The sequence below is a fragment of the Streptomyces soli genome (genome assembly GCF_003999195.1).
Classification (GTDB): domain Bacteria; phylum Actinomycetota; class Actinomycetes; order Streptomycetales; family Streptomycetaceae; genus Actinacidiphila; species Actinacidiphila soli.
Genome location: NZ_RJVR01000200.1, coordinates 1 through 20,661, shown reverse-complemented (window position 1 = coordinate 20,661; position 20,661 = coordinate 1). Strand labels below are relative to the sequence as shown.

At 68.9% G+C, this 20,661-nt stretch carries 15 protein-coding genes and 5 pseudogenes; 13 read left to right on the top strand and 7 right to left on the bottom strand.

What is annotated here, in order from left to right; translation table 11 throughout:
• Nucleotides 1–308 precede the first annotated feature (308 nt).
• Nucleotides 309–488 carry a histidine kinase gene (locus tag EFK10_RS19140; RefSeq protein ID WP_127356907.1) on the top strand — a complete coding sequence of 60 codons (180 nt, stop codon included), beginning with the start codon at nt 309–311 and terminating at the stop codon, nt 486–488.
• A gap of 56 nt (nt 489–544) precedes the next feature.
• Here EFK10_RS19140 and EFK10_RS19135 read toward each other — a convergent pair whose 3' ends face one another.
• Nucleotides 545–1,402 carry a formate/nitrite transporter family protein gene (locus tag EFK10_RS19135; RefSeq protein ID WP_127356906.1) on the bottom strand — a complete coding sequence of 286 codons (858 nt, stop codon included), beginning with the start codon at nt 1,400–1,402 and terminating at the stop codon, nt 545–547.
• A gap of 385 nt (nt 1,403–1,787) precedes the next feature.
• Nucleotides 1,788–1,888 (bottom strand): annotated as a pseudogene (locus EFK10_RS50425) (IS5/IS1182 family transposase); the annotation flags it as partial.
• A gap of 127 nt (nt 1,889–2,015) precedes the next feature.
• Here EFK10_RS50425 and EFK10_RS19125 point away from each other — a divergent pair.
• Nucleotides 2,016–2,326, top strand: a pseudogene (locus EFK10_RS19125) (transposase); the annotation flags it as partial.
• Between the two features lie 192 nt (nt 2,327–2,518).
• Here the strand turns inward: EFK10_RS19125 and EFK10_RS19120 are convergent.
• Nucleotides 2,519–2,989 carry a septum formation initiator gene (locus EFK10_RS19120; protein ID WP_127356905.1) on the bottom strand — a complete coding sequence of 157 codons (471 nt, stop codon included), beginning with the start codon at nt 2,987–2,989 and terminating at the stop codon, nt 2,519–2,521.
• Between the two features lie 102 nt (nt 2,990–3,091).
• Here EFK10_RS19120 and EFK10_RS19115 point away from each other — a divergent pair, with 102 nt between their 5' ends.
• From EFK10_RS19115 to EFK10_RS50420, 7 genes and pseudogenes are all read left to right on the top strand, one after another.
• The gene (locus EFK10_RS19115) at nt 3,092–3,784 is read left to right on the top strand and encodes a response regulator transcription factor (RefSeq protein ID WP_127356904.1); all 693 of its coding nucleotides are present in this window, start codon (nt 3,092–3,094) and stop codon (nt 3,782–3,784) included.
• A complete protein-coding gene (locus EFK10_RS19110) occupies nt 3,781–5,088 on the top strand; it encodes a sensor histidine kinase (RefSeq protein ID WP_127356903.1) in 1,308 nt (435 codons plus the stop codon). The genes EFK10_RS19115 and EFK10_RS19110 overlap by 4 nt, the downstream gene beginning before the upstream one ends.
• An 84-nt stretch (nt 5,089–5,172) precedes the next feature.
• The gene (locus tag EFK10_RS19105) at nt 5,173–5,622 is read left to right on the top strand and encodes a PepSY domain-containing protein (protein WP_127356902.1); all 450 of its coding nucleotides are present in this window, start codon (nt 5,173–5,175) and stop codon (nt 5,620–5,622) included.
• A gap of 721 nt (nt 5,623–6,343) precedes the next feature.
• A complete protein-coding gene (locus tag EFK10_RS19100; protein WP_240677315.1) occupies nt 6,344–7,618 on the top strand; it encodes a GAF domain-containing protein in 1,275 nt (424 codons plus the stop codon).
• 189 nt (nt 7,619–7,807) lie between these two features.
• Entirely contained in the window at nt 7,808–9,325 is a 1,518-nt protein-coding gene (gene adh / locus EFK10_RS19095) for an aldehyde dehydrogenase (RefSeq protein WP_127356901.1), read from the top strand.
• 164 nt (nt 9,326–9,489) lie between these two features.
• The gene (locus EFK10_RS19090) at nt 9,490–9,861 is read left to right on the top strand and encodes a DUF779 domain-containing protein (RefSeq protein ID WP_240677314.1); all 372 of its coding nucleotides are present in this window, start codon (nt 9,490–9,492) and stop codon (nt 9,859–9,861) included.
• A gap of 157 nt (nt 9,862–10,018) precedes the next feature.
• Nucleotides 10,019–10,192, top strand: a pseudogene (locus EFK10_RS50420) (IS630 family transposase); the annotation flags it as partial.
• Between the two features lie 143 nt (nt 10,193–10,335).
• Here the strand turns inward: EFK10_RS50420 and EFK10_RS19080 are convergent.
• Nucleotides 10,336–11,145, bottom strand: a pseudogene (locus tag EFK10_RS19080) (PP2C family protein-serine/threonine phosphatase); the annotation flags it as partial.
• A 425-nt stretch (nt 11,146–11,570) separates the two neighbouring features.
• Between EFK10_RS19080 and EFK10_RS19075 the strand changes: the two are divergent.
• The 3 genes and pseudogenes from EFK10_RS19075 to EFK10_RS50410 all read left to right on the top strand — a co-directional run bounded on the left by EFK10_RS19075 (nt 11,571) and on the right by EFK10_RS50410 (nt 14,212).
• A complete protein-coding gene (locus tag EFK10_RS19075) occupies nt 11,571–12,596 on the top strand; it encodes a glutathione S-transferase family protein (protein WP_127356898.1) in 1,026 nt (341 codons plus the stop codon).
• Nucleotides 12,597–12,687: 91 nt separating this feature from the next.
• Nucleotides 12,688–13,311 (top strand): annotated as a pseudogene (locus EFK10_RS50415) (LLM class flavin-dependent oxidoreductase); the annotation flags it as partial.
• 166 nt (nt 13,312–13,477) lie between these two features.
• Complete coding sequence (locus tag EFK10_RS50410; protein WP_240677313.1) at nt 13,478–14,212, top strand: hemerythrin domain-containing protein; 735 nt, start codon at nt 13,478–13,480, stop codon at nt 14,210–14,212.
• 347 nt (nt 14,213–14,559) lie between these two features.
• On the opposite strand, the gene EFK10_RS19060 is transcribed toward EFK10_RS50410, so the two are convergent.
• Complete coding sequence (locus EFK10_RS19060) at nt 14,560–18,549, bottom strand: Ig-like domain-containing protein (protein WP_127356895.1); 3,990 nt, start codon at nt 18,547–18,549, stop codon at nt 14,560–14,562.
• Nucleotides 18,550–18,888: 339 nt separating this feature from the next.
• On the opposite strand from EFK10_RS19060, the gene EFK10_RS52680 reads away from it, so the two are divergent.
• A complete protein-coding gene (locus EFK10_RS52680) occupies nt 18,889–19,254 on the top strand; it encodes an FAD-dependent monooxygenase (protein ID WP_127356894.1) in 366 nt (121 codons plus the stop codon).
• Nucleotides 19,255–19,335: 81 nt separating this feature from the next.
• Here the strand turns inward: EFK10_RS52680 and EFK10_RS19050 are convergent, their stop codons facing one another.
• Together EFK10_RS19050 and EFK10_RS19045 are read right to left on the bottom strand one after the other, a co-directional pair.
• The gene (locus EFK10_RS19050) at nt 19,336–19,521 is read right to left on the bottom strand and encodes a hypothetical protein (protein WP_127356893.1); all 186 of its coding nucleotides are present in this window, start codon (nt 19,519–19,521) and stop codon (nt 19,336–19,338) included.
• A 231-nt stretch (nt 19,522–19,752) separates the two neighbouring features.
• The coding region (locus tag EFK10_RS19045; RefSeq protein ID WP_164836056.1) for an RNA-guided endonuclease InsQ/TnpB family protein at nt 19,753–20,661 on the bottom strand (909 nt) is incomplete at its 5' end.

The window sequence follows — 20,661 nt, the reverse complement described above, 5'->3', positions numbered from 1 at the left end:
CCTGACCTTCGAACCAAGATCAGGATGATCGGACGACCACGAGGTGGGTCAGATTTGCTCCGCCGTTCAGCGGTCAGTTTTCACCCGACGTCGACACGAGGCAGCTTTCGACGCGGGTTACGCCACATACGGGAACATGGCCGTGGTTGTCCGCTGACGTGTCTGACCCCAACAGAGTGGGCTGCTCCCGGGCTGTGCTCTCCAGTCATCGGCCGACCCGGGCAAAGCACTGCAGGGAACAGGCACAACTCGTGCCGCCTTCCGACCGGATGGTTACGGATGGACCTGCGGCTTTGTTGCGTCCTTGATTGCTCTCGGTCAGCCGGTTCCTGCAGGTCGGCCGAATCGGGCGACAGAGTCGCACAGGCAGCGGACTCGGCCTGGCCATCGGCCACGACATCGTCGCTGCCCACCACAGCAGCACCCACATCGAGGACAACGTGCCCGGCGCTCGCCTCGACGTAAGCCTCCCCGCTGCCAACAGCTGACCATCCCTTGGGACCTGGTGCCGGACGATCCGGCGGCAAGGTGGGCCAGGGGTTGTTCAGGCGGAACTCATGGCAGAAGTGGGCTCGTGTTCGGCGGGCTCGCTGGTGGACGTCTGTGATGCGCTGCGGCGTCCCACGAAGCCGTAGGACGCGCCGACGAGCAGTCCGCCGCCGACGAGGTTGCCCAACCCCACCAGCAGCAGGTTCCGGGCGAACGCGCCCACGGTTGCGCCCTGCACATGCTCGAACAGGCCAAGCGAGAAGTAGGTCATGTTGGCCACGACGTGCTCGAACCCCGACGCGACGAATGCCAGCAGGCACCAGAAGATCAGCGTGAGCTTGGCGCCGTCGGACTTGGTCCGCGCCGCCATCCACACGGCCAGGCAGACCAGGAAGTTGCACAGAACACCGCGGAAGAACAGCGCCGAGCCGGACTCGGCTGCTTTGACTTTGATCACGCTCGCGAGCAAGGCAAGTCCCGGGGCGGCGTGGCCCGGGCTCGCTCCGGAGCTGAGGACACCGCTGGCATGCACCAGCCAGGCAAATACGACAGATCCAACAAGGTTCCCGACGAATGACCCGAGGATCACGGCTATGGCGCCGCCGATGCTGGCGCGTCGGGCGATCACCCCCTGAACCGTGGTCATCATGTTGCCGGTCGACAATTCGGCGCCGGCAAAGATGACCAAGGTCAGTGCGACGCCGAACACCAGGCCCTCGACCAGTTTTGTCCACGGCGACGAGGCGGCCAGCAGCGGGCCGGCAACCGAGAGCAGCAGCACTACCGCGACCCCGATATACGCGCCGGCCAGCATGGAGCTGACCAGGTAGCGGCCGGGCTTACGGAGATTTTCAATCTTGCCGGCGGCCGTTTCTCCCTGGTCAGCAAGGGCCGTAGATATAGAGAGGGGCACGATTTGGCCTCCTGAGATGCAATCCGCTCGTGCGATCCGACGCTTTCTTGCCCGGTGACCCCGTTGTCCATAACAGACGTATGGCGACTTGGTAAGCCGAGGGCGCCGACCACCTAACTGTGTCATGCAACTATATGTGAAATTGAATTGAGCCAAGTGAGACTTGAATCACGTCACAGACGGCCACTATTCAGTTACCTGATCTCGGTCAGCCGGTTTCTGCAGGTCGGCCGAATACGGCGACAGAGTCCTAGATTCCTAGAAAATGAGCCTTGCATGCCCGAAAAACAGGCCTCACGACGGCCAGGCATCCGCCATATCGAAGGAGACCACCATCCCGCCGAATCGACTTGGCCCAGCGCGCCAGGAGTCGAACAGGGTTGGCCGTTCCGCCGCCCTGCGGCCTCACCTTGTCCGGCGGCAGCACCGCCGCGCGACCTCCCACAATGCGTCCGGCACGATCCATCCCCAGCGCCCACTCCCCATGACCGGACATCAGCCAACTCACCACGTAAGACACGCTGTTACAACGGTTAACACAATGAGGTGGATCGGCTCAGGTGGCCGTGTCTGGCGGGCGAGTTGGGCCTCGCGCGGGTCGTGGGGAGCACTTGCCAACCACGACGGCGTCACCCAGCTCCTACCCCTGCTGGACGCAGTCCCACCCGTGCGCGGCCGACGGGGCCCGCGCCGCAGGCCGGACTCGCTGTTGGCCGACCGCGGGTACGAAGACGACGTCTGCCGCGACCAGGTCCGGGCCCGCAGCATCGTGCCGGCCGTCGCCCGGCGCGGCACTCGGCACGGCACCTGCCGCTGGGTCGGTGAGCGGACCTTCGCCTTGCTGCACGGCTTCCGACGCCTGCGCGTCCGCTGGGAACGCCTGACATCCACGAAGCCTTCCTCAAACTCACCTGCTGCCTGATCACCCACCGACAACTCAACTCATCGTGCTCGCCGTTGTTAGGCTCTACGATCCCGCCGTCTGTGGCCATGGGGGATCGCGCTGACCAACTGGGCACGTCCCGCCCGACTTCTATGGCTTCAACATCGCCGCCCTGGTGTGGATCACCTCCACGGGGCCGGTCCCTTCACGAAAATCGTCGCTGAAGTCATCAGTCAGTCGTCCTGTTTCCAGGAGGCGGTGGGCCGGCCGTTCACGCACCGTACTCTGAGCTCGACCTTGCCAGCGCTGCCCTCGAAGGTCACGTCGGCATACTCGTCGGGCCCCCGATCGGCGCGCTTGACGCCGAAGCCCGGCGCCGGAGCCCATGACACCAGCCGCACCGTTGTGCCTTGGCACTTGGCGACGACACTCCCGCCCGGCGTCGACAGCACCTTTGTGGCCGCCGCAGTAGATGAGGCCCCCGCGGTCGGTGTCACGGCGGGCGAGCTCGGGCTCGGGCCGGCCGGCGGTGAGGCCGTCGCCGACGCAAGCTGCCGCGCGACCTGCTGCGGGGTGACCACCTCACCGCCGGCGGACACAGCGATCCCGTCGCCGATGACTTGGACGGCGACCAGACCGGTGAGTGTGGCGGCCACCGCGGCGGCCAGCCAGCCGACCACGGCAAGGACAGGGCGGTGAAGCATGGGCACGACCTTGCCGCGACGGCGGTTAAGAACAGGACCGGGGAACCCTAAAGGACAGTTAAGGTGCCGGCCTACCGGCCGGTCCGGGATAGCGTGCCCGCTATGACGCACTTGCTGCTCATCGAGGACGACCCCGCCATACGGTTGCCGCTCATGCGTGCCCTGCGCGAGCACGGCCACGCGGTCGCCGCCGCACATACCGCGATGAGCGGCCTCCAGACGGCACTTGACGAGCGTCCGGAGCTCGTGGTGCTCGACCTCGGGCTGCCGGATCTGGATGGCATCGAACTGCTGCGCATGCTGCGCGCGGTCAGCCCCGTACCGGTGATCATCGCGACCGCACGGGACGATGAGGCGGATATCGTCCGAGGCTTGGACGCCGGCGCCGACGACTATGTCGTGAAGCCGTTCACCGCCGCGCAGCTCGAGGCGCGGATCCGGGCGGTGCTACGGCGGGGGCCGGGCCACCAAGGCGGCCCGGCCCCGATCGAAGTCGGGGGCCTGCGCGTCGATCCCGGCGCCCGCGAGGCGAGTCTGGACGAAGTCCCGCTCGATCTCACCCCCCGTGAGTTCGACCTCCTGCGCCATCTCGCGAGCCGGGCCGGGCAGGTTGTCACCAAGCGCGAGCTCCTCACCGAGGTCTGGCAGGTGCCCTACGGCGGCGCCGACAAGACGGTGGACGTACACCTGTCCTGGCTGCGCCGCAAACTCGGCGAGACCGCCCAGGAGCCCCGCTACCTGCACACCGTGCGGGGAGTCGGGATCCGGCTGAGCGCACCGGCGCGGGAACGATGAGACGTCGGCTGGTGCTGCTCGTCGCGGCCACCATGTGCCTGGCGCTCCTCGCCTTCGTGGTGCCGCTGGCGCTGCTGCTGCGCACCGTGGCGCAGGACCGTGCCGTCGTCGCCGCCGGCGCCGATGCCCAGAGTCTCGTCCCGCTGGTGGGGACCGCCGACCCGGCCACCTTGCGCTTCAGCGTCGAGCAGACGGCCGCCGCCTCCCGCGGCCCGGTCACCGTCTTCCTCCCCGACGGGACGGTGCTCGGCACACCGGCACCCCGCACTCCCGCCGTGCAGCTCGCGGCCAACGCCGGAGTCAGCCGGAACGTGGAACAGCCCGACGGCCGCGAAATCGTGGTGGCGGTGCTGGGCCGGCCCGACGGGACCGCCGTGATCCGCGCGTTCGTGCCCGCCGCCGAAATGACCCGCGGGGTGACCCAGGCTTGGTTGGTGCTCGCCGGTCTCGGCATCGCCCTCCTGCTGCTCGGCCTGCTCTTCGCAGACCGGCTCAGCCGCACCCTGATCGCCCCCATTACGGAGCTGTCCGCCGTGTCCCACCGGCTGTCCCGGGCCGAGCTGACTGCGCGCGCCCGCCCCGCCGGACCGCCGGAACTGCGCGAGGTCGCCGGAGCACTCAACCACCTGGCGGGACGGATCCAGGAGTTGCTGCGCGAGGAGCGCGAACAGGTCGCCGACCTGTCCCACCGGCTTCGTACCCCGCTGACCTCCCTGCGGCTGGAGGCCGAGTCACTGACCGAGCCCACCGACGCGGCCCGCATCGCCGCCCGCGCGGACGCCCTGGAACGAGCCGTCACCGCACTGATCAGCCAGGCCCGCCGACGCAGCGACGGCCACGCGGAAAGCGCTTGCGAGGCGAGCGCCGTCGTCCGCGACCGGGTGGCGTTTTGGACCGTGCTGGCCGAAGATACCGGCCGGTCAGCCGCCCTCGACGTGGCAGCGGACAGCCCGTTGCTCGTCCGGGTCCCCGCTGACGAGCTCGCTGCGGCCCTGGACGCTCTCCTTGGTAACGTCTTCGCTCACACACCTGAGGGCACCGCCTTCACCATCACCCTGGCGCCCCGGGCAGGCGGCGGAGCACTGCTGACGGTGGCCGACGACGGCCCCGGCCTGCCCTCCGACCAGGTCCAGCGCGGCGCGAGCCGGGGCGGATCCACCGGCCTCGGCCTGGACATCGCCCACCGTGTCGCTCAGACCAGCGGCGGACGGATCAGCCTGTCGGCCAGCGCTACGGGCGGCGCCCGCGTGATGCTGGAACTGGGCCCGCCCTCCTCAGCCCCGGCCACGCGGGAACCGTCTTAGTGCGCTCTTAGCACCGACGCAGCGCGGCCCTATCCCCTCCCACGCGAACCTCATGGCACCGAACCGTAATCCAGGAGGATCGCCATGAAACGCACACCTCTGATCCTGCTCTCCGCCGCAGCGGCCGGCGCTTTCGCCATCGGCGGCACCGCCCTGGCGGCCGGCGGCCACGACACAGCCCTCCTCCAGGGCGGGTCGTCGCCGGCCGCAACCGTGACAGCCACCGCACCGTCTCCGTCCACCACAACAGCCTCACCGACCAGTGCGCCAGTCAGCCGGGAACGCGCCGCCGGCATCGCCCTCGTTCACACCGGCGGTGGCGAACTCATCGAGGCTGAGCCGGAAATGGAGCACGGCCGCCCGGCATGGAGCGTAAAGATCGTCCTGAGCGGCGTCCGCCACGAGGTATACATCGACCGGAACACCGGCCAGATCATCAAAGCGGAGCAACAGCCCGCAGGTGACGACCGCGGAAGCGACGACCGCGGAACCGACGACAAGGGCGGCGACCACCACGGCGGGCAGCGCCACTGAGTACTCCGGCCCTGCCGAAGGGCCGGGTGCGGGAGCGTGCACGCAAGGCCGCCGTGCACGCTCCCGGTCACGTCGGACTGCTGGACGTACGCTTGTTCTTTATCTTCTAGCTGCTTGAAGTGCGGTCGTGCCGAGTTCGTGTTTGACGGTCTTCCCGACGTCGTAGCCGGGTGCCGGGTGCCGGTTCTTGGCGCCGGGTGGGCGTCCTGGGCCGGTGCCGCGGAGTTTGAGAACATGGGCCCGGCAGAGCACAAGCGAAGTGGGCGGCCGAGGGAGGAGGCCGGCCACGGAGCGCGGGAGCGGGCGACCATGCGAGCCCGACGGCCTCGGCCGCGACTGACACATCGACGTCCCCGGCCGGCAGCCCGGACCCGTACACGGCACGGCCGCAGACCTGGCGCGCTGGCTCTCCGGCCGCGGCAGCATCGACCGCCCACCCCTGGATCGCGGGCTGTGACGCCGGCTCGCGTGCTCGCCGTTCCGGGTGGCGCGTTGGCCGGTGGCGGTGCTGCCGCTACGGGAGTGCCCGCAGGTCGCGGACGATGTAGTAGAGGCTCGGGGCCGGCGCGGTGTCCTCGGCCGGTGGACCGGATGGGCGTGAGCCGGGACGCAGCACCGTTCACACGAACAGGCAGCATTCGGTCCGACGGGGCAGGTGCGCGTGGGCGGGAGCCGCGAGATGATGAATGGCTGTCCGTGAAAGGCCAGATGAGCCACGACGATGAGGTCGGTGAAGGACATGCCGGTATTTGGTGACCTCCGGCAGCGCAGGGCGACGCTGGAGGATGAGTGGTCGCGCTGGGTTCCGGAGCTCAGGGCAGGGACCGCGGCCCGTGGCGGGGCACTGCGCCCCGAGGTCACCGACTCCTGGCTCCGCTCCCTGAACACCGTCGATCCGGACAGGAACAGCGCCCCGGTGACGGACGGCGGTGTGGTGCTCCCGCGGTGGGAGGGCTCGCCACTGCGTGGCCCGGTCGAGGGCCTCGCCGACGAGCTGCACACCATCGCGGACGACGCGGACTTCGTCGCCGCCGTCACCGACGAGTCCGGCACGATCCTGTGGACCTGCGGTGGCCGGGTGATGCGGCGGCGGGCGGAACGGGTCAACTTCGCCCCAGGCGGCCGGTGGGACGAGTCCGCGATGGGCACCAACGCGCTCTCCCTCGCCCTGCGCACCGGCCTCCCCAGCAGCGTCTTCTCCGCCGAGCACCTGGTGGCGGCGCTGCACAGCTGGGTCTGCTACTGCGCACCGATCCACAGCCCCGACGGGCGCATCCTGGGGGTCCTTGACCTGTCCACCACCTGGGACCGCTCGCACCCGCTGGCCATGTCCACCGTGCGCACCCTGGTGTCCAGCATCGAGGCCAGGCTCCGCACCGAGCGGTACACCCAGTACGTTCCGCGCCCCGGGAGTGGCCCGGACCAGGCCGGGGCGGGGCTCAGGCTCACCTGCTTGGGCACCGCGGAGGCCGAGCGCGACGGCGTACGCCTGCCGCTGCGCCCCCGACAGCTGGAGATCCTCACGCTGCTCGCGCTGGAACCGAACGGCTTCTCGCCCGAGCGCCTGCGGCAGGCCCTGTACGGGGACCGCCCGGTCACCGCATCCACCTTCAAGGCCGAGCTGTCCCACACCCGGCGAGCGCTCGGCGGTCTGGTCGCCACCCGCACCTACGCGCTTACCGCGCCGATCGCCTGCGACGCCGTGGAGGTCCTTGACTGCCTGGAGAGCGGCGACGTGACCGGGGCCGTGCGCCGCTACCGCGGACCAATGCTGCCGAAGTCGGAGGCCCCCGGCATCCTCGAGTGGCGTGAGCAACTTCAAGTCGCCGTGCGGGAGGTGGTCCTTGCCAACGACTGCCCCGAACATGCCCTGCGCTACGGCCAGCAGGCGCCGTACGACGCCGAAATCCACCAGCACGCGCTGCGCGTCCTCGCCCCCGGCGACACCCGCCGGGCCATCGCGGCGGGCAGACTGGCGACGGCCCTGCGCGACTGACCGCACAGGCGACCAGGCACGCACCGCCTCAGCGCGACCCCAATACCCCGGCACGTGCCAGTAGCAAGTGACCCCACCGCGCCAACCTTCCACCAACCTCACGGAGCGACAGTGACGGCCAGCACGACGGCCGACGGCCGATGGCCGTCTCAGCACTCCCCCACTCGTCATCCAGCGAGGTGAGCCGCAATGGTGTACGCGCAGCCCGGAACCGAAGGCAGCATCGTCAGTTTCCGGCCCCGGTACGACAACTTCATCGGCGGCGACTGGGTCGCACCCGTCGACGGCCAGTACTTCGACAACCCCTCCCCCGTGAACGGCAAGGTCCTGTGCCAGGTTGCACGCTCGCAGGCGGCTGACGTCCAGCTGGCCCTAGACGCTGCCCATGCCGCCGCCGGACAGTGGAGCCGCACGTCGACCACCGAACGCGCCAATATCCTCAACAAGATCGCAAACCGGATCGAGGAGAACCTCGAAAAGATCGCGGTGGCCGAGACCTGGGAGAACGGCAAACCGGTGCGTGAGACGCTCGCCGCCGACCTCCCGCTCGCCATTGACCATTTCCGCTACTTCGCCGGTGCTATCCGCGCCCAGGAAGGCAGCATCGCCGAGATCGACGCCGACACCGTCGCCTACCACTTCCACGAGCCGCTCGGGGTGGTCGGGCAGATCATCCCGTGGAACTTCCCCATCCTGATGGCCGTCTGGAAGCTCGCCCCGGCCCTGGCCGCGGGAAACTGCGTGGTGATCAAGCCCGCCGAGCAGACTCCGGCCAGCCTGCTGCTGGTCATGGAGCTGATCGCCGACCTGCTGCCACCCGGTGTGATCAACGTCGTCAACGGCTTCGGTGTAGAGGCGGGCAAGCCGCTGGCGTCCAGCCCGCGGGTGGCCAAGGTCGCCTTCACCGGCGAGACCACGACCGGGCGGCTGATCATGCAGTACGCGTCCGAGAACATCATCCCCGTCACCCTGGAACTGGGCGGCAAGAGCCCCAACATCTTCCTGCCCGACGTCACCGCCGCCGACGACGACTTCCTCGACAAGGCCGTCGAGGGTTTCGTGATGTTCGCCCTCAACCAGGGCGAGGTGTGCACCTGCCCCTCCCGCGCCCTGATCCACTCCTCCATCTACGACGAGTTCATCGCCCGCTGCATCGACCGCACCAGGGCCATCACCAGCGGCAACCCGCTCGACCCGGCCACCATGATCGGCGCCCAGGCCAGCAACGACCAGTACGAGAAGATCCTCTCCTACATCGACATCGGCACCAAGGAGGGCGCCGAGATCCTCACCGGCGGCAACCCCCGCACGGTCGAAGGCCTCGAGGGCGGCTACTACATCGAGCCGACCATCTTCCGCGGCACCAACGACATGCGCATTTTCCAGGAGGAGATCTTCGGGCCTGTCGTGTCCGTCACCACGTACGACTCGGTCGACGAGGCGCTGAAGATCGCCAATGACACCCTCTACGGCCTCGGCGCCGGTGTGTGGACCCGTGACGGCAACACCGCCTACCGCCTCGGACGGGAGATCAAGGCCGGCCGGGTGTGGACCAACTGCTACCACGCCTACCCCGCACACGCCGCCTTCGGCGGCTACAAGAAGTCCGGCATGGGCCGAGAGACCCACAAGATGATGCTCGACCACTACCAGCAGACCAAGAACCTGCTGGTCAGCTACTCACCGAAGAAGCTCGGATTCTTCTGATGGGTGAGCGACGCCAGCGACTCACGCGAGCAAGCGAAGTGGGCAGCCGAGGGATGGGGTCGGCCACGGAGCGCGGGAGCGGGCGGCCAAGCAAGCAACATGAGCACAGCGATCCGTCCGATCGGATCCGCCGCGTCGAGCTCACCCCGGGCGCCGAGGAACTCATGCGCAGGCTCACCGCACGGCACGGACCGGTGATGTTCCATCAGTCCGGCGGCTGCTGCGACGGCAGCGCGCCGATGTGCTACACGCGTGGCGAGTTCCGGGTCGGCGCAACCGACGTCCTGCTCGGCCACGTCGCCGGGGACACGCCGTTCTGGATGAGCGCCGACCAGTACGTGTACTGGCGGCACACCTACCTCATCATCGACGTCGTTCCCGGCCGGGGCAGCGGCTTCTCCCTCGAAGCGCCCGAGGGCGTGCGGTTCCTGGTGCGCTCCCGGCTGCTCACCGACGAGGAATGGGAGCGCCTGTGCACCGAGCCGCCCCTGCCCACCGGAGCCGACGACGCGTTGGACAGTCCCGCTCCCGGCTGACCCGGCACGCGACATCCACCGTAGGGCGCAGGCGGTGATGACAGTGGGGGCCGGACCTTGTGTCCGGTCCCCACTCCGTTCACGCCCGCTCGCCCGAATCTCGCACCACCGAACGGTCGGGGCCTTGCGCACACCTCTTGGTCTGCGGTCTTCGTCCAGACAGTTCACCATCACCAACTCCGACCACCCCAACCACACCGTCCAGACCCGCGCCGTGCACGCCCACCTGCGCCGGCGCAACGCCAACAGCAGACACCCCGATGTCCTGGCCGCCCAGCGACAGGAACGCGCCCGCATCCGTAGCGAGAAAGGCATCCGCTGGGGTGGTCGTCCTCTGAGCACCGATGCCGCTCAGCGTGGTGTGGTCGGCCGAATGACCGTCAAAGTCATGCCCGGCATCGTGACAGGTCAGGCCAGGACGTCTTCGTCCAGCGGTCGGTGCGAGGACCATTGCGGGTCAGGCGCCCTTTCGACTCATTCGCTGGTGGGTTGGAGGCTGATGAGGAGCAGGGCGATGTCGTCGACGGGGTTGGGGGCTTGCTGGATCAGGGTGTCGGCCAGGGCATCGAGGTTGCTCGCGTCCGTGCGCTCGAGAAGTCCGGCGAGTGCGGCGATGGCGTCGTCGGGGTCGACTCCGGGTTCTTCGATGAGTCCGTCGGTGTAGAGGAGGAGCACGCAGCCGGGCGGCAGGGGGACCTTCATGGCCGGGTAGTCGGCTTCTGGGTCGATGCCGAGCAGCAGGCCAGGAGGAGTATGCAGGACTTCGGTGTGGCCGTCGGCGTGGCGCACCAGGGGTCGGGGGTGGCCGGCGCTGGCCAGGCACGCGGCGTGGCGGGCGAGGTCGAGGTGGGCGTAGAGCGCACTGGTGAACAGGCCCGGGTCGAGGTCGATGAGCAGGCGGTTGGTGCGGCTCAGGACATCGCCGGGTGGTGCGCCGACGGTGTTGTGGGCGTGGACGGCGGTGCGGACTTGTCCCATGAGGGCGGCGGCGTCGATGTTGTGTCCCTGGACGTCGCCGATGGCCGCGGCGGCGGTGGTGTCATTCAGGCGGATGAGGTCGTAGAAGTCGCCGCCGACGTCCAAGCCGTGTCCGGCGGGCAGGTAGCGGGCGGCCACGTCGAGGCCGGGGATGTCGGGGAGGGTGTGGGGCAGCAGGGCCGCCTGGAGGCGGCCGGCGACGTTGTGCTGGGTGTCGTAGAGGCGGGCGCGGTCCAGGGCCTGGCCGATCAGGCCGGCCAGTGAGGTGAGGACCGCGCGTTCGGTGGGCGGGAAGCGGTGGGGCCGGTGGAGAGGTGGGCCGAGTTGTACCTGTCGTCCGCGGGCACCGCCGCTCGGTCTCATCCGTACCCGGAGCAACCTGTCTGCCGTCGGCACACGGAAGGGATGCGAGGAGCGGGCTCTGGGCGTAATATCTAGTTTATCGTTCAACGACACTCGGAGCCTCGGAGCCCGCAACGAGGGAAGAGTGCAGCGGCGTTTTTCCTTCGGCAGCAGGTGGCGGGACCGGCAAAACCGTAAAGGACATCACGTGACCAAGATCGCAATCATTACTGGCAGTACCCGCCCGGGCGGTCACCGCCCCTGAGCGGCCCCGGTGGCCGCGGTGGTGGACTCGCGCCCGCGAGGAGGAACGGGAGACCGCCGCGGCCCGGGGCCGGCATCGCTACCGGATGCAGCGCTCACCGCTGCCGCACCAACACGGAGTCACCATGAATACCATCGCCCAGGACACCTCGGGCCAAAGCATCGCATTCAAGCGGTCCGCCAGCCATTTCACGGACCGGATCACGGCCGGCGGTGAAGACGGGTGGCCGGTCGAGGCCGGACGGTACCGGCTGGTGGTGAGCCGGGCATGCCCCTGGGCCAACCGTGCGCTCATCTCCCGTCGGCTCCTCGGCCTGGAGGAGGCCATCTCCCTCGCCGTAACCGATCCCATTCAGGACGAGCGCAGCTGGCGGTTCACCCTTGACGCGGGAGGAAGAGACCCGGTCCTGGGCATCCGGTTCCTCAGCGAGGCGTACGAAGCCCGCGAGACCGGCTACACGGGCGGGGTCAGCGTCCCCGCGATCGTCGACATCCCTGCCGGCAAGCTGGTCACGAACGACTTCCAGCGCATGACCCTCGACTTTGCCACCGAGTGGATGTCACTGCACCGCGAAGGCGCGCCGGACCTGTACCCGGAGAACCTGCGCGGCGAAATCGACAAGGTGATGGACGCCGTCTACCAGGACGTCAACAACGGCGTCTACCGCGCCGGTTTCGCCAAGACCCAGCAGACTTACGACGAGGTGTACCGACGGCTGTTCGCGCGACTGGACCAGCTCTCCGAGCGCCTGTCCACGCGGCGCTACCTGGTCGGCGACACGATCACCGAGGCCGACATCCGGCTGTTCACCACGCTGGTGCGCTTCGACGCGGTGTACCACGGGCACTTCAAGTGCAATCGCAACAAGCTCAGCGAGGACCCGGTGCTGTGGGCCTACGCCCGAGACCTGTTCCAGACCCCGGGCTTCGGCGACACCGTCGACTTCGACCACATCAAGCGGCATTACTACCAGGTCCACGCCGACATCAATCCGACGCGGATCGTCCCGCTCGGACCGGATCTATCCGGCTGGCTGACCCCACACCATCGCGAGCAGCTCGGCGGGCGCCCCTTCGGCGACGGTACCGCCCCAGGCCCGGTGCCTGCCGCCGAGCAGGTCCCAGCCCACGGCCGCGCCGAACGGGCGTGACCGAACCGCATCAGGGCCGTGCCGCTCGTCCTCGATCCACCCGGGAACGACCAGTCCCCCGCTTGCGACCGGACCAGAAGGAACCTGCCTCATGACCGACTACGGACACGACCTGCGGTTCGGCGCATTCCTGACGCCGAAGGCCGACGGGCACGATGAGCTCGTACACCTGGTGAGCCTCGCCGACCAGATGGGGATCGACCTCATCGGCATCCAGGACCACCCCTACCAGCCCGCATTTCTCGACACCTGGACACTGCTGACCCACCTGGCCGCCCGGACCGAGCACGTGACGCTGTTCCCGCATGTCGCGAACCTGCCACTGCGCCCTCCGGCCGTCCTGGCGCACTCCGCGGCCACCCTGGACATCCTCAGCGGCGGCCGTGCCGAACTCGGTATTGGGGCCGGCGCGTTCTGGGACGCGATCGCCTCCCTCGGTGGCCCCCGCCGCACACCGGGTGAATCCGTCGCCGCGCTGGAAGAAGCCATTACCGTGATCCGGGCGCTGTGGACACCGGGCCCCGGCACGAGCTTCCATGGCCGCCACTACTCTCTCGACGGTGCCCGCCCGGGCCCCTTCCCGGTGCACCCCATGGGCATCTGGGTCGGCTCTTACAAGAGGCGCATGCTGGAACTCACGGGCCGGCTGGGTGACGGCTGGCTGCCCTCGTCGATGTACGCGGCCCCCGGTGAACTGGCAGGCATGAACCGGACCATCGACGATGCGGCCCTGGCTGCGGGCCGGGACCCCGCCGGCATTCAGCGGATCTACACCGTCGCCGGACGCTTCTCCCATCTGGCCACCGACGGTTTCCTCACCGGACCACCTGTGGGCACGGCAGCTGACCGAACTCGCCCTCACGCACGGAGTGAGCGGCTTCGTGCTCGTTCTTTCCGGCGCGGACGCCGAGCGCGACCTACGGACCTTCGCCGAAGAAGTCGCCCCCCTGGTCCGTGCCGAAGTGAGCACCGCCCGCGGCGTTACTGCGCCGGCGCTCGCGCCGACCCGTATCCCGGCGGGCGTCAGCGCCCCCACCGAACAACGGGCACCCGAGCACATCGACCTCTGGTCGGCAGATCCTCTGGGCGAGGCGACCCGCCCCCGCTCCCCCAAGAACCAGACGGTATCGACCGGTTCGGGCAACACGGGCGCCCGACTGGTGCTCATCCACGACCACCTGCGCAACGAGATGCGGGAGATCCGGCACACCGTAGCCCAGGTGGCAAGCGGCCGGCAGGACGCTGCCGCGGCCCGTTCGATGATTAACAGCCTCACGCTGCGCCAGAACTACTGGACCCTCGGAACGTTCTGCACCGCCTACAGCCGTACCCTCACCACGCACCACACCATCGAGGACCAGTTCATGTTTCCTGAACTTCGCAAGAAGCAGGAATCGCTGGGGCCTGTCGTGGAACAGTTGGAGCACGAGCACGAGATCATCGCCGAGATACTGGCCCGGCTCGACGCCGCACTGGTCACCCTCGTTCAGGACGACAGCCAGATGAGTGAAGTACAGGATCTGGCAGCGGTGCTGGACCGTCTTCTCACCTCACACCTCGGCTACGAGGAAGAGGAACTGGTGGAGCCGTTGTACCGGCTGGGAATCGACGTCTGACCTGTCCCCGGCCGGAGGCCCGGCGCGGAAGTCCGAACAGTCTGCGGGCCCTGTGCCCTTCAATGTTCGCGGAGAACAGGCCCGCCGACAGCGGTCACCGCCCACACCGCCTGGATCGTGGCACCGTCGGATCGATGCCGGCTCTGCTGGTCGAGGACCAGGTGGGGATGGCCGGCTGAGTGAGGAGCCCAAGCGGGGGTTCCCAGACAGGGCCGGGGGGCCTCTCTCAATTGACAGCGCACCAAGCGCACCAAGCGCACCAAGCAAGATTGAACCGTCTCCTTGAGGAAGCCGGGCGTTCGCCGACCGTGGCGGCGTCGCAGCCGCGGTCGGCGAACAGCCACGTGCTACTGCACGGTGATCGCCACGGTGGCCGCCGCTGCCGGCGTGGCGGTCACGTCGGTCGCCGCTGCGGTGAGCGTGTGCTGTCCCGGGGTCAGGTCCTTGGATGAGGAGCAGGTCCACGTGCCGTCGTCCGCCGCGGTGGCCGTACAGACCGGCGCCCCCTCCGCCGTTACGGTCACCTTCGCGTCCGGTTCGCTCGTTCCCGAGACGGTCGGACCGGCTGTGACGGTCGCGCCGACTTTCGGCGAGGTGATCGTCACCGGCGGGGCGAAGTCGGTGACGTCCGGAACGCCGTTACCGGTGATCTTCACGACGACGCTGTGCACCGTCACCTGACCACCTCCGTTGCGGAGTCGGAAGTCGGCACCGGAGTGCTGCAGACCGCCGAAGTAGGCGTCCGAGGCGCTCACCGTCGCGGTCTTCCAGGTGTTGGTTCCGGTCAGCGGGATGCCGGCCGTCGACTTGTAGGGGTCGGAGGTGCCGTTGTCGTAGTGCACGGCGAACGAACCGGAACCCTGGTCGTAGTAGGAGATGGTGAACGTCGCCGAGTAGTACCCGGCATGGGCGATCGAGTCGTCGATGTCGAAGTAGATGTTGCTCTGGGTGCTGGTGCGTGCGGTCAGACCGTCGATGACCGAGGCGGTCGTCGCCCCGTCGAAGCCGCCCGAAGGCTTCTCGTCCTCACTCATCCCGTAGGCGTAATCGGTCGATCCGACGACCGAGCCGACGACGGCCGTGCCGGGCGGCAGGTCGGAGGCATCGAAGCTGACCCCCGCCGAGGCGACACTGGCAAGTTCGCTCGGGTCGGCCACCGTGGCGTTGATGGTGTGCCGTCCCGCCTTCAGTCCCCCGGTGGGAGCGCAACTCCAGGCACCGGCGTCGTCCGCCGCGTCGGTGCACAAGACCGCCGTCCCCTCGTGCACGGTCACGACGCCGTTCGGGATCGTCGTACCCGAGATCGAAGTGGCGAGCTTGACCGTCGCACCGCTGCGCGGCGTGGTGATCGCCGGTGCCGGGGGGAACGCTTGCCGCTTCGGTACCCAGGGCCCTGTGGCGGTCACGCCGACGCTGTGCACAGTGATGCTGTGATCGGCGTGCAGCCGCAGGTCGGCCCCCGCGTTCTGCAGCCCGCCGAAGTAGGCTCCGTTGAGGGGGACTTCGGCGGTCTTCCAGGTGTGGGTGTCGGTGAGCGCGATGCTCCCGGCGACCTGGTAGGGGTTCTGCGGTCCGGCGTCGTACTGCACCGAGACGGCGCCGGTGCCGGTGTCGAAGTAGGACACGGCCACCTTCGCGTCGTAAGACCCGGTCGCGGCCACATCGTTGTCGACGTCGAAGTACATGTCGCTGCCGTCGAGCCCCGTCCCGGTGCCGGTGGTACGCGCGGTCAGGCCGCTCACGTCGGCGGCCGTGGTGGTGGCGCCGGCCGAGCCGCTGTAGTCGACCTGGGTCAGGCCGTAGCTCTGGTTGGTGCCGCCGAGAACGGTGCCGACGGTGGCGGTGCCGGACTGAGCGGTCTTGTCGAGACCGATCTGCGCCCCGCCCAGGTGCCGCGCCACGCTCGGCGCACTCCCGCTCACCTTCGCGAACGGCAGGTCCGTGGTGGGCGCGGAGACCTGCTGCACGCGGTACGACTTACCCGCCTTCACCGGGAAGGTCAGGAGGTCCTGGCTGCCGGCCGCCACCTTGTCGCCGTTCTTGCCGTCGACGACCTCCACCTGCTGACCCGCCCACGGGTTCTTCACCCGCAGTGTGCCAGTGGTCCCGGCCTCGATCGCGGCGGTGACGAGACGGCCGTCCTGCACCTGGACATCGACCTTGCCGCCGTCCTGGATGTAGACGCTGCCGCTGACGTTCCAGTCGCTCGGCCACGCCGGAGCGAAGCGGATGATGCCGTCGTAGTCCTGCGCGAGCGCCTCGTTGACCGCGGTCGCGACACCGGACTCCTGCTCGATGTAGGGCTGGTAGCCGACGGTGCTGCCGATGTCGGCGAAACCGTTCGGATACACCTGGTGTGCCTCGGTGATGGAGATCAGGTCGCTACGCACCTCGGCGGGGTTCTGCAGCCGCGCCGCGTCGATCGCGTCCATCGACCAGTCGTTGCCGCCCTTGTTGGGCCGGTGGGCGTAGCTGCGCTGCTCCAGGGTGAAGAGGTTGCTGTCCTGGTCACTCACCGTGTTCCACGGCCACAGCGGTTCGAGTTCGATGTTCTCGCCGTTGCGGCGCTGGGCCGCCGGTTCGTAGGAGATCGCGATCATGTCAGTGCCGGTCGCGTCCGCGGCTGCCGTCTCGGCCGCGGTGTAGTGCGGGTTGAGCATCTGCGTCCGGGTTGCCTGGTCGGTCCGCGGGTACGGCGGGATCTGGGTCTCGGCCTTCCTGACTTGCTGGACCAGTGCGGCGTCGGTGGTGTCGGCCGTGCCGAGCGCCTTCGCCGCCTCCTCGATGATCGGGAAGAGCGTGAGGTCCACCGCGATGTCGGTGGTGGGATCCTGGACGGCCCACTGGGTCTCGTGCGCGTTGGCGTTCGCGTGCAGCAGCCCGTCTGCGCCAACGGTCTGGTAAGCCAACTGGAACACGGCGGTGGACTTCATGAAGGGGAAGTACTTCTTCAGCATCGCGCGGTCGCCCGTGGCCTGGTACTGCTGCCACATGTACAGCGCCACCTCGGGGCCGCTGGAGATGTCCAGGGCGTTCCAGTTCGGGCTCGCGGGCTCGCTGCAGGACGCGTTGGCCCCGGGGCTCAGGTCGCCGCCGTTGCCGTTGAAGCGCATGGTCTCCGGCACGCAAGACCCGGGCAGGCCGCCCATCGCGGCCTTCGTCCACGCCTCGATCTGCGGCAGGTCGTTGGCGTACATGTCGAAGGTCGGTGTGTTCAGGTCGTAGTTGCCCGAGCTCATGTTCGCCGAGATCTGCGTGCGCAGATTCCACAGCCAGTACGCCGACGGCGTCCAGGTCTGGACGTCCTTGTTCCAGGCGAACATGTCCGCCTCGCCCGCCTGGCTGCCGGGGTAGATGCCCTTCTTCATGGACGCCGCTTCCTCGTAGAGGTAAAGCGTGCGGAGGTTCTCGATGTACGCGGCGCTGCCGTCCGCCGAGTCCATCTCGACCAGGCCCGAGTGCGTCCAGAAGCCCTTCCACCAGCGGTCCTGAGCGGATATCAGGGCCGGCTCGCCTAGGGTCGCGTCCGCGCCGATCAGATCGGCCGCGGTCGTGGCGGCGTCGCCGCCGGTCCACGCGGGGGATGCCACGACGACGCGGAACGTCCCGTCGGCATGCGGCTTGAAGCTGACCTTCACCTGCGTCGGGCCGGCGACCGTGGCTGTCACCTGCTCGCCGCCGGCGGTGATGGCCGCCAGCGAGCCGAACGTCTTTCCGCTGCCGTTCGGGGGACCACCATCCGCCCAGGTCTCGGCAAGGGTGCCGACGGTGCCGGACACCGCGGCGGCCGGCTTGCGGCCCGACCACAGGTTGACCGTGGCCGTCTGGGCGATGTCGGGATTCGCGCCGGCGACATCGACGATCAACTCGTCCTTCCCGGTCGCCACCCACGCCTTCATCGACATGCCGCCGCCCGACTCCCGCAGCACGCCGTCCGTCAGATCCAGCTGCCCGCTGAAGTCCGCGGCGTGCGAGATCACCGACAGGCCTGGGATGTTGAGCTGGCCGGGCGACTTGCGGTCCGGCATGGTGTCCGACCGGTTCAGCTGCGCGGTGAAGCCGCCCGCAGCCCACGCGGCCACACCCAGCGACCCGTTGCCCAGCGGCATGGACGCGGTGGGCGCCGCGTTCGGCGATCCGAGCACGATGTTGGATCGGCTGACGACCCCGGCCGGATCGAGCGCGAGCGCCCCGTGTTGCCAAGCCGTCGTCGCCCCCGTCGCCCCCTCGGCCGTACCGGAGTTCACGATGACGAGCCCCGCGAGCGCGGCAAGCACCCACCAGAGCGAGACGATGCGCCGGAACGGGACCCGGCGACGGCGGGGGGTGATCTGCACGATGCCCTCCAGGGCTGTACGACGCTCGACCAAAGAGAATGAAGAGTGGTCCGATGAATGAGCCGTGCGTGGGGCATGGTTGCGCGACAAGTAGGCGAGGGATGTCGTGAGGATCAACTAACGTCGGATGATTGTCCGTTCTAATCCACGCACCGAGCCGCTGTAAAGACCCGCGACAGACAAAGCGCTGACCGGCGATAACGCCTTGCAGCGGATCGCGCTGCGTCAAAGGGCACCCGGGGACACCCCGCGCTGGGGCGGTGACCGGACGGGGCCCGCCCTACCCAGAGCGAGCTGGCCGACCCGGACTTCTACTTCGACGCCCTAAGCCAGGTCCACATGGACTCGTGGTCCTTCGGACGGGTCGCGCTGGTGGGCGACGCCGCATGGTGCGCCTCCCCCGCCTCGGGCGCCGGCGCGGAACTCGCCCTGGTCGGCGCGTACCGGCTGGCCGGGGAACTCGCAACGGTCGGCGGCGACCACCGGCTCGCCTTCCCCCGTTTCCACGACAGCCATCGCGCCCCGGTCCGCCCCAAGCAGCAGATCGGCCCCAACGTCCGCCTCATGGTGCCCAAGACCGCAGGCGGCAAACGGGTCCGCGACGCCTTCGCCCGGCTGCCACTGATGCGCACGCTCGGCGCGCTGGAACGTCTCACCCAGGCCAAGAACCCCCGTCCGCTCCCGAAGTACATCCCGGCCCCCTGACACCGCGACGACGGTGGCCGCCTGACCCGCACCGGCTGGGAGCCGTCAGGCCTCGCCGAACCCGCCATCTCGTGCACCCCCTCACAGCTCCCCCTCGTCCTGGCCGGCCGCAGCCGGGTTGCCCAGCAGGCGCATGCCCTCCGGCAGCGGAGGCGCGGAGGGAAGCTGTCGCGGATGCCGTTCCGGCCGCGCCAGCGCCCACACCACCGCGGACCGCACCCACCAACCCGTACCGGCCCGCGCCCTGCCGAGCCGCCTGGCCTCCACCGCTGCGCAGGATCAGGCGCCGCTTCGCCTCGGCGTAACGGTCCATGCACCGGCCGATCGGCCGGCCGGTGCACCTTGCGCGGACTCGGCGGTTCGAAGGCGCGCGAGGACGCTTGCGCCCCCATGCTGGATACAGGTGCACATGGCCGAACGGAACGGACGACGGAACGGACGGACGGGATGATGATGATGATGAGGAGGAGGAGAGCCCGAATTGGCATCCTCCCCCGCCTAATGGCGGGGGATTCCAGCGGTCACCCGCTGGGCTTCCTGCTTCACCGACGACTGCCCCGTCCGGGAGGACTCCCGTTGAGGTCTTACACCGTCTCCACAGGCAGACACGGCCAGCCCGGCCGCGAGAACGTTCTTCGCCGCGTTCACGTCGCGGTCATGCACCGCGCCGCAGTCGCACGTCCACTCCCGGACGTTCAGCGGCAGCTTCGCCCGAAGCGTCCCGCATGCCCCGCACAGTTTCGAGCCGGGGAACCACCGGTCGACCACCACCAGGTCACGCCCGTACCAGGCGCACTTGTACTCCAGCATCGACCGCATGTCGCTCCACGCCGCGTCGGAGATGGCACGCGCGAGCTTGTGGTTCGTGACCATGGTGCGGACGGTCAGGTCCTCGATCACGACCGTTTGGTTCTCACGGACGAGTCGAGTGGTCAGCTTATGCAGGAAGTCCCGGCGCCGGTCGGTGATCCGCGCGTGGACCTTGGCGACCTTCAGACGGGCCTTGGCCCGGTTCGCGGAGCCCTTCTCCTTACGGGACAGCTCCCGCTGCGCCTTCGCCAGGCGCGCCCGGTCGCGGCGCTCGTGACGCGGGTTGGTGATCTTCTCCCCGGTGGACAGGGTCATCAGGGAGGCGATCCCGGCGTCGATACCGACCGCCGCCGTGGTGGCCGGGGCCGGAGCGATGGTGTCGTCGCACAGCAGCGACACGAACCAGCGCCCTGCCGCGTCCTGGGACACGGTCACCGTGGACGGTGCCGCGTCTTCGGGGAGCGGACGGGACCACACGACGGCGAGGGGCTCGCGCATCTTGGCCAGCGTCAACTGGCCGTCGCGGTAGCGGAACGCCGAGCTGGTGTACTCCGCCGACTTCCGCGACTTCTTCCGCGACTTGAACCGCGGGTACTT